The sequence below is a fragment of the Streptomyces sp. A0958 genome (assembly GCF_004795035.1).
In the GTDB taxonomy this organism is placed as follows: domain Bacteria; phylum Actinomycetota; class Actinomycetes; order Streptomycetales; family Streptomycetaceae; genus Streptomyces.
This window is the reverse complement of record NZ_SSBK01000037.1, coordinates 1-13446: the sequence shown is the minus strand read 5'-3', so window position 1 is coordinate 13446 and position 13446 is coordinate 1. Positions and strand designations below refer to the sequence as shown.

The following is a 13446-nucleotide window of genomic DNA, read 5'->3' as shown; positions in this document are numbered from 1 at the left end:
TACGCCCTGCGGAACCGGCGGGGCCCTGCGGAACCGGCGGGGCCGTAAGGAGACGGTCCGGTCCGCCCGGCCGCTGCTCACCGGGGGGCGGGCGGGACACAATGGTGGCGTGCGGTATCTGATCCTGGGCGCCACCGAGGCGCGAGACGAGAACGGCGGCACGCTGCCCCTCGGCGGCAGTCGGCTGCGGGCCCTTCTCGCCGCCCTCGCTCTGCGGCCGGGGCGCCCCGTCACCGTCGCCGAGCTCATCGACGACGTCTGGGCGGACGACCCACCCGCCGACGCCCCCGCCGCGCTCCAGGCCCTCGTCGGTCGGCTGCGCCGGGTGCTCGGCAGGGACGCGCTGGCCAGCACCCCGGGCGGCTACCGCCTCACCGCCGACCCGGACGACGTCGACCTGTACGTGTTCGAGCGGCTGGCCCGGCAGGGCGGGGCCGAGCTGGACGCCGGCACCCCGGACGCGGCCGCCCGCACCCTGCGGACCGCCCTCGCCCTGTGGCGCGGCCCCGCCCTGGCCGACCTGCCCGACCGCGACCACGGCCACGCCCTCCGCCCCGAAGCCCACCGCCTGGCCGCCCTGGAACGCCGCATCGAGGCCGACCTGCGCCGCGCGACGGGGGCGGGGGCGGGGGAGAGACGAGGCGGCCCGGAGGGGGCCGCGGGCGAGGCCGCTTTCGGCGGTGAGTATCCCAGGGGTGCTGCCGTTTCTGGTGCTGGGCATCCCCTGGGCGCTGGCGGTTCTGGTGCTGGGCGCCCCGAAGGCGGTGGTGTTTCTGGCGGTGCGAGCCCCGCGGGCGGTGCCGTTTCCGGGGTTGCGCGCCCGACGGGCGGTGGCGCTTGGGGTGCTGGATACCCCACTGGCGCTGCCGTTTCCGGCGATGCGCACCTTACGGGCGCGTCCGTGGCGGCGGCCGGGGCTGACCCGAGTCCGGGTGGGGCGCCCAGCAACGCGCACGCCACCGCCAACGCCCACGCCACCGCCAACGCCCACGCCACCCCCAACGGGGGCACCACCCCCAACGGGGACGCCACGCCTACCGCCCCGCGCCCCGCCGCGCTCGTTGCCGAGCTGACGGAGCTGACCGCCGCCCACCCCTACGACGAACGCTTCCGGGCCCAGCTCATACGGGCCCTGCGCGCCGACGGCCGGCAGGCCGACGCGCTCGCCGCGTACGAGGACGCGCGCCGCGCCCTCGCCGACGGGCTCGGCACCGACCCCGGCCCCGAACTGACCGCCCTGCATCGCGAACTCCTCGCCCCCGCACCTCCAGCACCCGCTGAAACCAGCTTGTTTCACGTGAAACCCGCCCGGGGCAACCTGCGCCCCCGGCTCACCTCCTTCGTAGGGCGCGAGCCCGAACTCCGCGCCATCCACGACGACCTGACCCGGTCACGGCTGGTCACCCTCACCGGCCCCGGCGGCTCCGGGAAGACCCGCCTCGCCGAGGAGTCCGCAGGACGCCAGGACCCCGCCGGCACCACTCCGCCGGACGTCTGGATCGCCGAACTCGCCCCCGTGGAGGTCCCCGACGCCGTCCCGGGCGCCGTGCTCTCCGCGCTCGGGCTACGCGAGACCGCGCTGCTGCGGGACAACAGCCTCGACGGAACCCTCCCGCGCACCGACCCGGTCGATCTGCTCGTCGACCGCCTGGGCCACGGTTCACGCTCCACGCCCGTGCTCCTCATCCTCGACAACTGCGAGCACGTCATCGGTGCCGCCGCAGAGCTGGCCGAGACCCTGCTCACCCGCTGCCCGCAGCTGCGTATCCTCGCCACCAGCCGGGAACCCCTCGCTGTCCCCGGCGAGTCCGTACGACCGGTCGACCCGCTGCCCGCCGACCCCGCCCACCGCCTGTTCACCGAACGCGCCAGGGCCGTACGCCCGGGATTCGACCCCGACCATGAGCCCGCGCACGATCCTGACGCCGTCGCGGAGATCTGCCGCCGGTTGGACGGGCTGCCGCTCGCCATCGAGCTGGCCGCCGCCCGGCTGCGTCTGCTCGGACCACGTCAGATCGCGGACCGGCTGGACGACCGGTTCCGTCTGCTGACGGGCGGCAGCCGGACGGTGTTGCCTCGGCAGCAGACCCTGCGGGCCGTTGTCGACTGGTCCTGGGACCTCCTCGACGAGGACGAACGCACCGCCCTGCGGCAGGTCTCCGTGTTCGCGGGCGGCTGGGACCTGAACGCCGCCGAGGCCGTCATCAGGACACCGGCCGGCGACGGCCGCCCCGCCGCCGACACTGCCGACCTGCTCGGCGCGCTGGTCGACAAGTCCCTGGTCGTCGCCGCGCCGGCCGTGGACGGTGAGATGCGCTACCGCCTCCTGGAGACGATCCACGAGTACGCCGTCGAGCGGTGTGCCGAGACCCCGCAGGTGCGCGCCGCCGCAGAGAGCGCGCACACCGCGTACTTCCTCGCGCTCGTGGAGGAGGCCGAACCGCGCCTGCGCTCCGGCGACCAGCTCCCCTGGATTCAGCGCCTGGAGACGGACCTCGACAACATTCGCGCCGCCCTCCAGCGCACCACCGCGCCCTCCGATCCCTCCGAGCCGGAGGCGGCACGCCTGGTGCTGGGCATGGGCTGGTTCTGGTGGCTGCGCAACTACCGCTCGGAGGGCCTGGCCTGGACCCGGAAGGCCCGCTCGTTCGGCCCCGAACCTACCGACGAGTCGGACCCCCGGTACTGGCCCCGGATGAACCTCCACCTGCTGTGGTTCTTCTTCGCGGCGGAGAGCGGGCAGTCCGGGATGGCCCATGACGACGCCGAGCTCCATGCGCTCGTGCACCGGGTGGCCGACGCCTTCGCCGCCTCCAGCTCACAGAGCGTCCGCTTCCCCGGGCTGCTCTGGCCGATGACCTCGTACCTCACGGGGACCACGGAGGGCACCCGGGCGAAGATCGACGCGGCAGTCGACAACGCCCGCAAACACGGTGGCGCCTGGGAGTACGGCGTCATCCTGATGTTCCGCGCGCACATGCTGGTCGACATGCCGGGCGGCATGCCCGGCATCGATGACGACCTCGCCGAGCTGCGCGCCCTGAGCCGCCGCGTCGGCGACCGGTGGATGCGCGCCCAGGTCGCGAGCGCCGCAGCCGAGGCGGGCATGATGCGCGGACGCTACGACGAGGCGAGTACCGCCTACGAGGAGGCGCTGCTGCTCGCCCGCGAGGTCGGCGCACACGCCGAGGCCCCGTTCCTCCTGGCACGGCTCGCCGAACTCTCCTACCGCACGGGCGACCTGACCGCCGCCCAGCAGAGGCTGGACAGCTCGGAGGCCGAGGCGGAACGCCAACAGGCGCACGACGCCACCGCTTACACCCACTACCTGCGCGCCACCATGGCGTTCCACCGACGCGACATCGCAGACGCCCGGCGGTTGCTCGCCGTCGCCCAGGAGCAGGCGGGGCGTGGCGGCCCGCCGTCGCACTTCACCGTGGCGATGAGCGGCCTCTCGGCCCGGATCACCGTGTACGAGCCCGGGCCCGACGGCGGTCTCGGCGCCGGGGCGCGCGGGCTGACCGCGTCCCTGGTCGCGGCGAAGGAAGCGCAGTGCGCCGAGATCGTCACGGGGCACCTGGCCGATGGCGCGGTCACCGTCGTGTCGGCGCTGGGCCACCACGCCACGGCCGTCCGCATCGTCGCAGCCGCCGACAACTGGCGGCACCTGTCGAGTCCGAGGACCGAGGGGGAGCAGGCCGAGATCGACGCGGTCGAGCGGCTGTGCCGCGAGGAGCTGGGTGCCCGGCGCTACGAGGAGGAGCGCGCCGCGGGCCACGAGCTGACCCTCGACGACGTCATCGACCTCCTGGAGGGCATCGTCGCGGACCTCCCGGTGCTGTAAAAGGCCCGGGGCCCCGCCCCAAGGCCCACCGGCAGCGACGCCCGACGCCCACCCTCCGCAACGCCCCTCAGCGGCATCGACAACCGACAACCAGCCGCTCCGCAACGCCTCGCAACGCCCCGCAACGCCTCTCAGCGGCAGCTGATCCGCGACTCGGCCCAGTCGGCGAGGGCCACCCTGCCGAACGGATGCTCCGGCTCCACGACGAGCCGAATCCGCTTCTGGCCCTCGACGTTCACCCCGACGGGCACGGCGGGGTCGTCGCCGCGCATCACCGGGGACTGCCACAACCGCGCCCCGTCCCCGTTGAACACCGAGAACCGCACGGCGCCGAGCCCCATGGTGAGGTCGTCGACGCCGGCCATCGCCTCGTAGCGGGTGCACTGGCGGTTCAGCTGGATGACCACCGAGGAACGGCTGTGGACGGTCACCCCGTGTGCGTACCGCGAGCCGCCGATCGACATGCCGGAACGCTGCCAGACCCAGCTGCTCTCGCCGAGCACCACCTCGGGGACGCTGTGGTCGCCGAACAGGGTGTAAGCCAGCTCGCTGACCCGGTAGACCTCAGGCGCCGGAGGCGGCGGGGGAGTCGGGGTGTGAGTAGGCGTGGGCGTGTGGGTCGGTGTGGGCTTCGGCGCCGGTGGGAGAGTCGGCGTAGGGGTAGGCCTGGGTTTCGGCGTAGGCGTAGGCGACGCGGTCGGGGTGGGAGTGGGCGTCGGCGGCGTGGGGGCCGGCGGCGCGGGCTTCGGCGGCGTCGGCTCGGGCTTCGGGGGTGTGGGCGAGGGCACCGCGGGCGCCACGGCCGGGGGCTTGGGGACCGGCTTCGCCTCGGGCCGGGGCTGGTCGTCGCCCACCAGCGCCCAGACGAGCCCGGCGGCCGCCGCGACGACGACCGCCGCCGCGATCCCCGCCTTCGCCGGCGCGCCGAGCCCCTCGGAGGCCACCGCTCCACCGGCCGAGCCTGCGGACGAACCCCCTCCGGTCGCCGCGGCGGCAGCACCCGCACCGGCGGCACCGGCGGCGCCGCCCGCCACGATTCCGGCCGCCTTGAGGGCGTACCCGGCGGCGAACCAGCCGATGACCGCGACCGGGAGCAGCGCGGGGATGCCGGCGTTGACGTGGGCCAGCTCGCCCGCCGCGACCCGGCACTTCGCGCACTCGTCCAGGTGCCCCCGCAGCCCGCGCTCGGCCCGCATCCGCAGCCCGCCCCGGGCGTAGGCGCCGAGCCGGTCGGCGTACCGCGCGCAGTCGCCGCCGGAGGTGAGCGCCTGGCTCACATGGGCCTGTAGGTACGCCTGCTTGAGGCCTTCGCGGGCCCGGCTGGCCAGGACCGACGTGGCGTTCGCGGTCAGCCCGAAGAGCGGGGCGATGGCGCTGGGTGACTCCTCCTCGACGGTGGTGTGCCACAGGACGGCCTGCCAGCGCTCCGGGAGACTGCGGAAGGCCTGCATCGCCATCGACTGCTCGGCCTCGTGCATCGCGAGCACATCGGCGCCGAGGTCGAGGGTGTCCGCGTCCGACACCTCCGACGTGCGCGCGGCCTGAGCGGCGAACGCGGCGAAGTCGTCCACCAGTTGCTCGCGCTTGGCGGTCTTCGTCCACGCGGCGGCGACATGCCGCACCGCCGTCATCAAGTAGGCGCGCACCGCCTCTTCCGGTCCTTTGCCGCCCCGGACTGCTTGCAGGGTCCGGGCGAAGACCTCGGCCGTCAGGTCGTCGGCGGTGTGCCCGTCCCGGCAACAGGTGCGGGCGTAACGGCGCACGGCCTGCGAGTGGCGGCGGAACAGCTCGTCGTAGGCGAGGTCGTCGCCCTCACGCATCCGCGCGATCAACTGCGCGTCGGACGGCCCCGGCACGGAGCCCTCCGCAGTACCCGAGCCCCGCCCCGCCCGCTGCATCGGGACGGAAGCCGCCACGTCGACCGCTTCCGCACACGAAGGCCCCGCCTCCGCCGCCCCGGCCGGGCCCGCGCTCTCGTCCGGCACGGGCGGCCACGGACCGGGCAGGACCGTTCCGCCACCGCCGCCCTCACCGACGCCCTGATGTTCGGAGACGCCCTGATGTTCGGAGACGGCCTCATGTCCGGGGGCGGCCTGGTGTCCGGGAACGGCCTGGTGCCCGGGGGCGGCGGCCTGGTGTCCGCGGGCGGCCTGGCTCGGCACCTGGTACCCGGGCGATCCGCCCGGCTCCGTACCGTCGCCCGTGGTGGACACACCGTCGGACGGCTCTTCCCTCTGCCCTTCACCGCTCATCGCGGACGCCCCCGTATGCGCCATCGGACCCAATACCGGGCAAGCGTGCCACAGAGCGCCGAGGCGGCGGGCTCTCAGCCCCGCCAACCACTCATCCGGGGCCTCCTCCCGAATATGAGCACTAGCGGGCACTCAATCGGGAAGAAACAACCGGCTGGGTTGACGCGACAGCGAGGAGGGCAGGGCACTCCTCACCCGGTCGACGGCCGAAGCCCTGGCCACCCGGTCGAAGGCCGAAGCCCTCGCCGGGCCCTCACCTCGTCCCTCTGCCTCACTCGGGTCATCCCGTCCCTCTCCCTCACTCGGGCCGGGAGCGCAGCCCCTCCAGCAGGATGTCCAGCAGCCGGGAAGAGGCCGCCGCCTGCTGAGCCGCGTCCGGAAGCGCAGGAGCCGCCGTCGCGATGACCAGCAGCACGTCCGACACCGTCACATCGCGGCGCAGCTCGCCCGAGGTCCGCGCCCGGTCGACCAGCCGGCCCACGACCTCCAGCAGCTCGGCCGCACCGGCACCCAGATCCTCGCCACCGACCTCCCGGTCGGACCGGGGACCGGCCACCCGCGGCGCGGACGCGCCCGCTTCCTGCCGCTGCTGGGGCACCCGGGGCTCGTCCCGCGCATCCCCCGGCTCCGCCGCCGGAACGGCGCCCGCCTCACCGACGACCGTCGAGTCATCGGACTCCACGCCCACCCGCAGTATCTGCGGGGGCAGCAGCCGCCCCGCCCCCGAGGCCACCGAGGTCCGCAGGAAGCGCGAGAGCGCCGACCACGGCTCGTCCTCCTGCCCCAGCGCGGACCGAGCCTGATCGGTCAGCCGGGAGGTCTCCTCCTCGGCTATCCGGCGCACCAGCACGTCCTTGCTCGGGAAGCGCCGGTACACCGTGCCGACACCGACCCTGGCCCGGCGTGCCACGTCCTCCATCGGGGCGCCGTACCCCAGCTCCCCGAACACCTCACGCGCGGCCCGCAGTACGTGCTCCAGATTGCGCTGCGCGTCCACCCTCAGCGGGGCCGACCGGGCATGTGCGGAGGCGGCGCCGAGCGCGCTGCCCAGCGCGCCCACCGCCGACGCAGGCGGGGCGGCCGTGGTGGTCCCCACCCCGCTGAGGGTGCCAACTGCCCCCATGCGCCCGGCTTCTTCAGGCGCGACAGCAGTAGCCGGCCAATGCGATTCCTGAATGTCCATAACAGTTCCCCCGGTTATGACGTCTCCCCCCGGAGACTCCCGCCGTGTCAGTCGAGGGTGGACCGATGGTCACCGTCCGGCACCCCGACGACATACGAACATAGTTGAGCCAGGGTCAATTCAGAAGGGGGCAGTTCCGCCCGGAGCGCCCCCCGATCGGAGCAAGGACCGGTTGGTCACCGATTGGCCCCCCACCCTGCCCCGCACCGCAATGCCTGACCTGCGGGACTGGCCCACCACGCGACCGACCCGCACCACCGGCCCGCCCGGAACCTCCGGTCACACAATTTGCCGGGCCTGTGGACAAACTCCGGTGCACGTTGCGTCATGGGGTGGTGATGGCTTCAACTTCCGGGGGAACACCCCCCGGCCCCCCGCCGGGCACGCGCATTCTCGTCGTCGGCGGAGGCTACGTCGGGATGTACACAGCGCTGCGCCTCCAGCGGAAGCTGAAGCAGAGACTGAGAAGCGGCGACACCGAGATCGTCGTCGTCGCGCCCGAGCCCTATATGACGTATCAGCCCTTCCTCCCGGAAGCCGCCGCCGGCTCGATCTCACCGCGCCACGTCGTCGTACCGCTGCGCCGCGTTCTGCCGCACTGCACCATCGTCGTCGGCGAGGCCCGGAGCATCGACCACACCAAGCGCACCGCCACCGTCACCACACTCGCCAGCGGCGAGGACGGCACCGGCGCCCTGGAGATCGAGTACGACGAACTCGTCCTCGCCCCCGGCTCCGTCTCGCGCACCCTGCCCGTCCCCGGCCTCGCCGACCATGGCGTCGGTTTCAAGACGATCGAGGAGGCCATCGGACTGCGCAACCACGTCATCGAACAGATGGACATCGCCTCCGCCACCCGCGACCCCGCCGTCCGCGACGCCGCCCTGACCTTCGTCTTCGTCGGCGGTGGCTACGCCGGCGTGGAGGCGCTCGCCGAGTTGGAGGACATGGCCCGCTACACCTCGCGGTATTACCACAACATCAAGGCCGAGGACCTGAAATGGATTCTCGTCGAGGCCACCGGCCGCATCCTGCCCGAGGTCGGTGAATCGCTGGGCCGGTACGCCGTACGGGAACTGCGCGGCCGCAACATCGACGTACGCCTCGACACCCGGCTCGACTCCTGCGAGGACCGGATCGCCGTGCTCAGCGACGGCTCCCGCTTCCCCACCCGCACCCTCGTGTGGACCGCCGGCGTCAAACCCGCCCCGCTCCTCGCCGCCACCGGCCTGCCCCTCGACGAACGCGGCAGGCTCCTCTGCACCGCCCGGCTCACCGTCGAGGGCACCGAACACGCCTGGGCCGCGGGGGACGCCGCAGCCGTCCCCGACCTCACCGCCGCCGAACCGGGCCGCACGACCGCCCCCAACGCCCAGCACGCGGTCCGCCAGGCCAAGGTCCTCGCGGACAACGTCGCCGCCGCGCTCGACGGCGGACCGCTGACCGAATACCGCCACAGCTACGCGGGCTCCGTCGCCTCGCTCGGCCTCCACAAGGGCGTCGCGCACATCTACGGACGCAGGCTCAAGGGCTACCCGGCCTGGCTGATACACCGCATGTACCACCTGAGCCGGGTTCCCACCTTCAACCGGAAGGCACGCGTCCTGGCCGAATGGACCCTCGCCGGCCTCTTCAAACGCGAAATCGTCTCCCTGGGCTCCCTGGAACACCCCAGAGCCGAGTTCGAACTCGCCGCGGGCAGGCGCCCACGGCCCGACGGGGACGACTGTCAGTAGGGTCCGACACACTGGACGTGTGACCATGGGTGGGCCCACATCGGCACAGAGTGACCCGGCCTGCCGCAACCGACAGTGACCAGCGAAGACCGTCCCAGGGGCGACGAACGCCCCCGACAGGTGGGACGCCCCGGCAGAGGAAGCAGCCCGCCCGAGCGGACCAGACCGACACACGAGGCCAGAAATTCCGTGAACTTCACGCGTTGGAGCGCCCGCCTCCCCGGTACGCAGCGTCGCGCCGCCCGGGAGGACCACAGCTCCGTACCGGCGGCCCGCGCCGAGTACGCCCGGGCCGAGCCCGGGGCCGGCCCGCCGCAGGACGGGCCCGGCGCCGTCCCCCTGCCCTCGGCGCCCGATCTGGAGGACCTCTCCGCCCGCGACATCCTGGGCCGGCTGCCCGCCCTCGTCGCCCTGGTGCACGGCCCCGACCACCGCATCGCGTACGTCAACGACGCCTATACCGCCGCCTTCGGCCCCCGCCCCTGCGGAGCCCCCGCCGCCGAGGCCATGCCCGAGCTCACCGACCTCAGCCTGCTCCCCCTCATGGACCAGGTCCTGCGCAGCGGCACCCCGCGCACGGTCAAGTCCCGCAAGGCCGCCGACGGCCGCTCGTACACCGTGACCTGCTCCCCTGTGCGCCAGGACGTGGAGAAGGGGCGCGACGGCGGAGTCCTCGTCTACGCGGCCGACGTCACCGACCACGCCGAAGCGGCCGAACGGCTGCGCGCCAGCGAGGGCCGCCACCGCGAAACCGCCGTCACGCTCCAGCGCTCACTGCTCCCGCAGGAGCTGGAGCAGCCGGACGACCTGCGGATCGCCGCCACCTACCAGCCGGGTGGCACGGACGCCGCGGTCGGCGGCGACTGGTACGACGTCATCACCCTTGGCGCGGGCCGCACCGCGCTCGTCATCGGGGACGTGATGGGCCGAGGAGTGCGCGCCGCCGCCGTCATGGGCCAGCTGCGCACGGCCGTACGGGCCTACGCCCGTCTGGACCTCCCGCCGCACGAGGTGCTCCAGCTGCTCGACGGGCTCGCCGCCGAGATCGACGCCAGCCAGATCGCCACCTGTGCCTACGCCGTCCACGACCCCAACGAGGGACTGCTCGTCTACGCCTCCGCCGGCCATCTGCCGATCCTGGTGCGCGACGAGGAGGGCACGGTCCACCGCGCGGAGGACCCGATCGGCCCGCCGCTCGGCACCGGCGGCTGGATGCACACCTCGGGCACGATTCCCCTGCCGCCCGGTTCCACCGCCGTCCTCTACACGGACGGGCTCGTCGAGCGCCGCAGCGAGGACATCGACGAGGGCGTGGCCGCGCTGGAGAGGGCGCTGTCCGGTGCGAAGGGCGCACCGCAGGTGGTCTGCGACCGCCTGATCCGTTCCCTCAACGTCACCGCCGAACACGATGACGACGTGGCGGTCCTGGTCGTGCAGCACCCCGCCCGCGTGGGCGCCGCCGCGGAGCTCTTCCACAACGCCTCGCTCGATCTGCTCGGCGGCACCGAGGCGGCCCCCCGCGCCCGCGCCTTCGCGACGGGCGTGCTCACGTCATGGCGTTTCCCGGTGGAACTGTGCGATCTCGGCGTCCTCGCCGCCGGCGAACTGGTCGCCAACTCCCTGCAGCACGGAACCCCGCCCATGCGCCTGGGCCTGCGCCGCACCGACCGCCGGCTGATCATCGAGGTGACCGACGGCGACGACCACCTGCCGCGCCGCCGCCGCGCCGACCCGGCGGACGAGGCGGGCCGGGGCATCTCCATCGTCGCCTCGATCGCCACCTCATGGGGAAGCCGCCGCACCCCGGACGGCGGCAAGGCGGTGTGGTGCGAATTCGCCCTGCCGCGGTAGTACCCGCCGTCAGTGCACGGCGGCAACCGGAGCCGGCACCTCGGCCGGTGCCTCCTGCGGCACCGACACGGCCACCACCCGCGACGGCACATTCGCGAGCGAGGGCTGGTCCTGTACGGGGGTGAGCCGCCGGCCGAGCCGCAGCGCCAGCGCGGTGATGCCCAGAGAGAACAGGACGAACGTCACGATGTACGGGCCGTGCAGCGAGGCCCCCATCGGCCCGCCCACGGCAGGACCGACCGCCAGCGCGAGCTGCTTGCACAGGGCGAACGCCGAGTTGTACTGGCCGACCATCGACTCCGGCGCCAGGTCCGCGACCAGCGGCGCGACCGTCGGCGACAGCATCGACTCACCGAGCCCGAACAGCGCGTACGTCGAGATCATCGCGGCCGTCGCCATGGTCTGGCTGCCGTGCCCGAGGCCCGCGTAACCGGCCACGATCCAGGCGAACGCCCAGATCAGACCGACCGCGGCGATGACCCGGGTGCGCCGACGGCGCTCCACGAGACGCAGCACCACGAACTGGGCGACGACGATGACGGCGGTATTGGCGGCCAGGGCGATGCCGAGCGTCGAGGGCTCGATCCCGGCCGCCTCGGTGCCGTAGGCCGCGAGCCCGGACTCGAACTGCCCGTAGCAGGCGAAGAACACCACGAAGCCCAGCACGCACAGCTGCACCATGGCCCGGTGCGAGAGCAGCGCCCGCAGCCCGCCACGCGGAGCCGCCTCCGCCGTCACCGCGCCCGGCGCGGGCACGGGGGTACGGGGCATCCGCACGGTCGCCGCGATGGCGCCGAGCACCAGGAACATCACCGCTTCGATCAGGAACAACAGGGTGAACGAGGCCGGCCGGCTCGTGTCGACGATCTGCCCGCCGACCAGCCCGCCGATGCCGAGGCCCAGGTTCTGCAGGAAGAACTGCATGGCGAACGCCCGCGTCCGCGTACTCGCGCCGGTGCACCGGACGAGCATCGTGGCGAGCGCCGGCTGCATCACGGCCGTACCCGCGCCGAGCACCGCCGCCGACAGCACGGCAGCGGTGACCTGCGAGGACAGACCGAGCGCGACTGCGCCCAGGGAGGCGACGACCGAGGCGACGATCAGCACGGGCAACGGCCCGCGACGGTCGATGGCCCGGCCGGTGAACGGCAGCACGGCGAGCGCCGCCATGGCGAAGACCGCCAGCACGATTCCCGCCGTACCGGCACCCAGATCCCGCACCTGCGCCACGTAGACGTACAGATACGGAACGGTGAACCCGAGCCCGAACGCGCTCAGCGCGCTCCCCAGCTGGATTCGCCGCAGCGCTGCGCCCATTTCCCTGGTCACACTCACCTACCTCAAGCTCTCGAAGCCCCGCGTCGTCGTGGATCGAACGACTCGAACCCGAAGACTTTAGCACTAAACTTAGGAGCTCAACACTACAGGCCGAAGGACTTCGACAGCTACGAGGGGCGTGCCATACTGCGCGCCATGTCTGACACCACCGAGCCCGGACTCCAGGAGCCGAGCCTCGACGAGCAGATCGCCGCCTACCAGCGCGAGTACCGCGACCTGGACCCACAGGTGGAACAGGTCGTCTCCGCCCTCGGCCGGCTGAACCGCCGGATGAACGTGGCGTACGGAAGACAGCTCGCCGCTCTCGGCATCAGCAACGCGGAGTGGGAGGTCCTCAAGACCCTCGTCCTGGGCGGGGAGCCGTACCGGCTCGGCCCGGGCGAGCTGGCCAAACGGCTCGGCCTCACCCCGGCCGCGATGACGCACCGCATCGACCGCATGGCCGGCGAGGGCCTGGTGACCCGCGACCGCGACGAGAACAACCGCGTGCGCGTCATCGTCGAGCTCACGGACGAGGGCCGTACGAAGTGGCTGGAGGCGATGCGGATGGCCACCGACTTCGAGGAGGACCTGCTCCAGGACCTCGGAAGCGACGAGCGCGGAGTGCTCGGCGAGATGCTGACCCGCCTGCTGCGCCGGGTGGAGCACGCCCAGCCGGACGCGGGCGGCCGCCTCACCGACCTGGACTGACCAGGAGGGGGTTGACACGGCCCGTCGGTATCCGTATGGTTCTCCGGGTTGCCACGGAGCCCGAACGGTTCTGCGGCAAACGATCCCGCCGCGGATGCGGCAACCAAAACTCAGCACGATCTCCCACTCGGGTAAATTTCGGCATGCCGGAATTCATTTCGAAGGCTCGATTATGAGTCGCCGGGAGAATCCGCTAGAGTTTTGGACGTCGGAACGGCCCAACAGCCGCGAGGACAAGCCCCACTGACTGGGAATCAGGCCCGAAAGGATCTGATAGAGTCGGACTCGCCGGAAAGGGAAACGCGAAAGCGAAGAACTGGAAGGCGAAAAAGCAGGGCCCGCTTCGACCGGGAATCGGACACGAAAGAGTCTGATAGAGTCGGAAACGCAAGACCGAAGGGAAGCGCCCGGAGGAAAGCCCGCAGGGGTGAGTACAAAGGAAGCGTCCGTTCCTTGAGAACTCAACAGCGTGCCAAAAGTCAACGCCAGATATGTTGATACCCCGGCCTGCTTCGGCAGGTTGGAGGTTCCTTTGAAAGTCCTACGAGACCG

At 72.7% G+C, this 13446-nt stretch carries 7 protein-coding genes; 4 read left to right on the top strand and 3 right to left on the bottom strand.

What is annotated here, in order from left to right; genetic code table 11:
• Positions 1 to 109 precede the first annotated feature (109 nt).
• Positions 110 to 3844 carry a BTAD domain-containing putative transcriptional regulator gene (locus E6P78_RS27135; RefSeq protein ID WP_136206293.1) on the top strand — a complete coding sequence of 1245 codons (3735 nt, stop codon included), beginning with the start codon at positions 110 to 112 and terminating at the stop codon, positions 3842 to 3844.
• 131 nt (positions 3845 to 3975) lie between these two features.
• On the opposite strand, the gene E6P78_RS27130 is transcribed toward E6P78_RS27135, so the two are convergent.
• Together E6P78_RS27130 and E6P78_RS27125 are read right to left on the bottom strand one after the other, a co-directional pair.
• Positions 3976 to 6096: a sigma-70 family RNA polymerase sigma factor gene (locus E6P78_RS27130; RefSeq protein WP_136206292.1), complete on the bottom strand. Its 2121-nt coding sequence runs from the start codon at positions 6094 to 6096 to the stop codon at positions 3976 to 3978.
• 298 nt (positions 6097 to 6394) lie between these two features.
• The gene (locus E6P78_RS27125) at positions 6395 to 7279 is read right to left on the bottom strand and encodes a helix-turn-helix domain-containing protein (RefSeq protein ID WP_168712713.1); all 885 of its coding nucleotides are present in this window, start codon (positions 7277 to 7279) and stop codon (positions 6395 to 6397) included.
• 338 nt (positions 7280 to 7617) lie between these two features.
• Between E6P78_RS27125 and E6P78_RS27120 the strand changes: the two genes are divergently transcribed.
• Positions 7618 to 9015 carry an NAD(P)/FAD-dependent oxidoreductase gene (locus E6P78_RS27120; RefSeq protein ID WP_136206291.1) on the top strand — a complete coding sequence of 466 codons (1398 nt, stop codon included), beginning with the start codon at positions 7618 to 7620 and terminating at the stop codon, positions 9013 to 9015.
• A gap of 189 nt (positions 9016 to 9204) precedes the next feature.
• Positions 9205 to 10866: a SpoIIE family protein phosphatase gene (locus tag E6P78_RS27115; protein ID WP_136206290.1), complete on the top strand. Its 1662-nt coding sequence runs from the start codon at positions 9205 to 9207 to the stop codon at positions 10864 to 10866.
• Between the two features lie 9 nt (positions 10867 to 10875).
• Here E6P78_RS27115 and E6P78_RS27110 read toward each other — a convergent pair whose 3' ends face one another.
• Positions 10876 to 12183: an MFS transporter gene (locus E6P78_RS27110; protein WP_136206322.1), complete on the bottom strand. Its 1308-nt coding sequence runs from the start codon at positions 12181 to 12183 to the stop codon at positions 10876 to 10878.
• A 156-nt stretch (positions 12184 to 12339) separates the two neighbouring features.
• On the opposite strand from E6P78_RS27110, the gene E6P78_RS27105 reads away from it, so the two are divergent.
• Positions 12340 to 12894 carry a MarR family transcriptional regulator gene (locus tag E6P78_RS27105; RefSeq protein WP_018554149.1) on the top strand — a complete coding sequence of 185 codons (555 nt, stop codon included), beginning with the start codon at positions 12340 to 12342 and terminating at the stop codon, positions 12892 to 12894.
• Positions 12895 to 13446 lie beyond the last annotated feature (552 nt).

Coding starts and splice junctions, on each gene's coding strand:
- E6P78_RS27130 (WP_136206292.1), bottom strand. CDS start 6,096: ATGAGCGGTGAAGGGCAGAGGGAAGAGCCGTCCGACGGTGTGTCCACC.
- E6P78_RS27125 (WP_168712713.1), bottom strand. CDS start 7,279: ATGGACATTCAGGAATCGCATTGGCCGGCTACTGCTGTCGCGCCTGAA.
- E6P78_RS27120 (WP_136206291.1), top strand. CDS start 7,618: ATGGCTTCAACTTCCGGGGGAACACCCCCCGGCCCCCCGCCGGGCACG.
- E6P78_RS27110 (WP_136206322.1), bottom strand. CDS start 12,183: ATGGGCGCAGCGCTGCGGCGAATCCAGCTGGGGAGCGCGCTGAGCGCG.
- E6P78_RS27105 (WP_018554149.1), top strand. CDS start 12,340: ATGTCTGACACCACCGAGCCCGGACTCCAGGAGCCGAGCCTCGACGAG.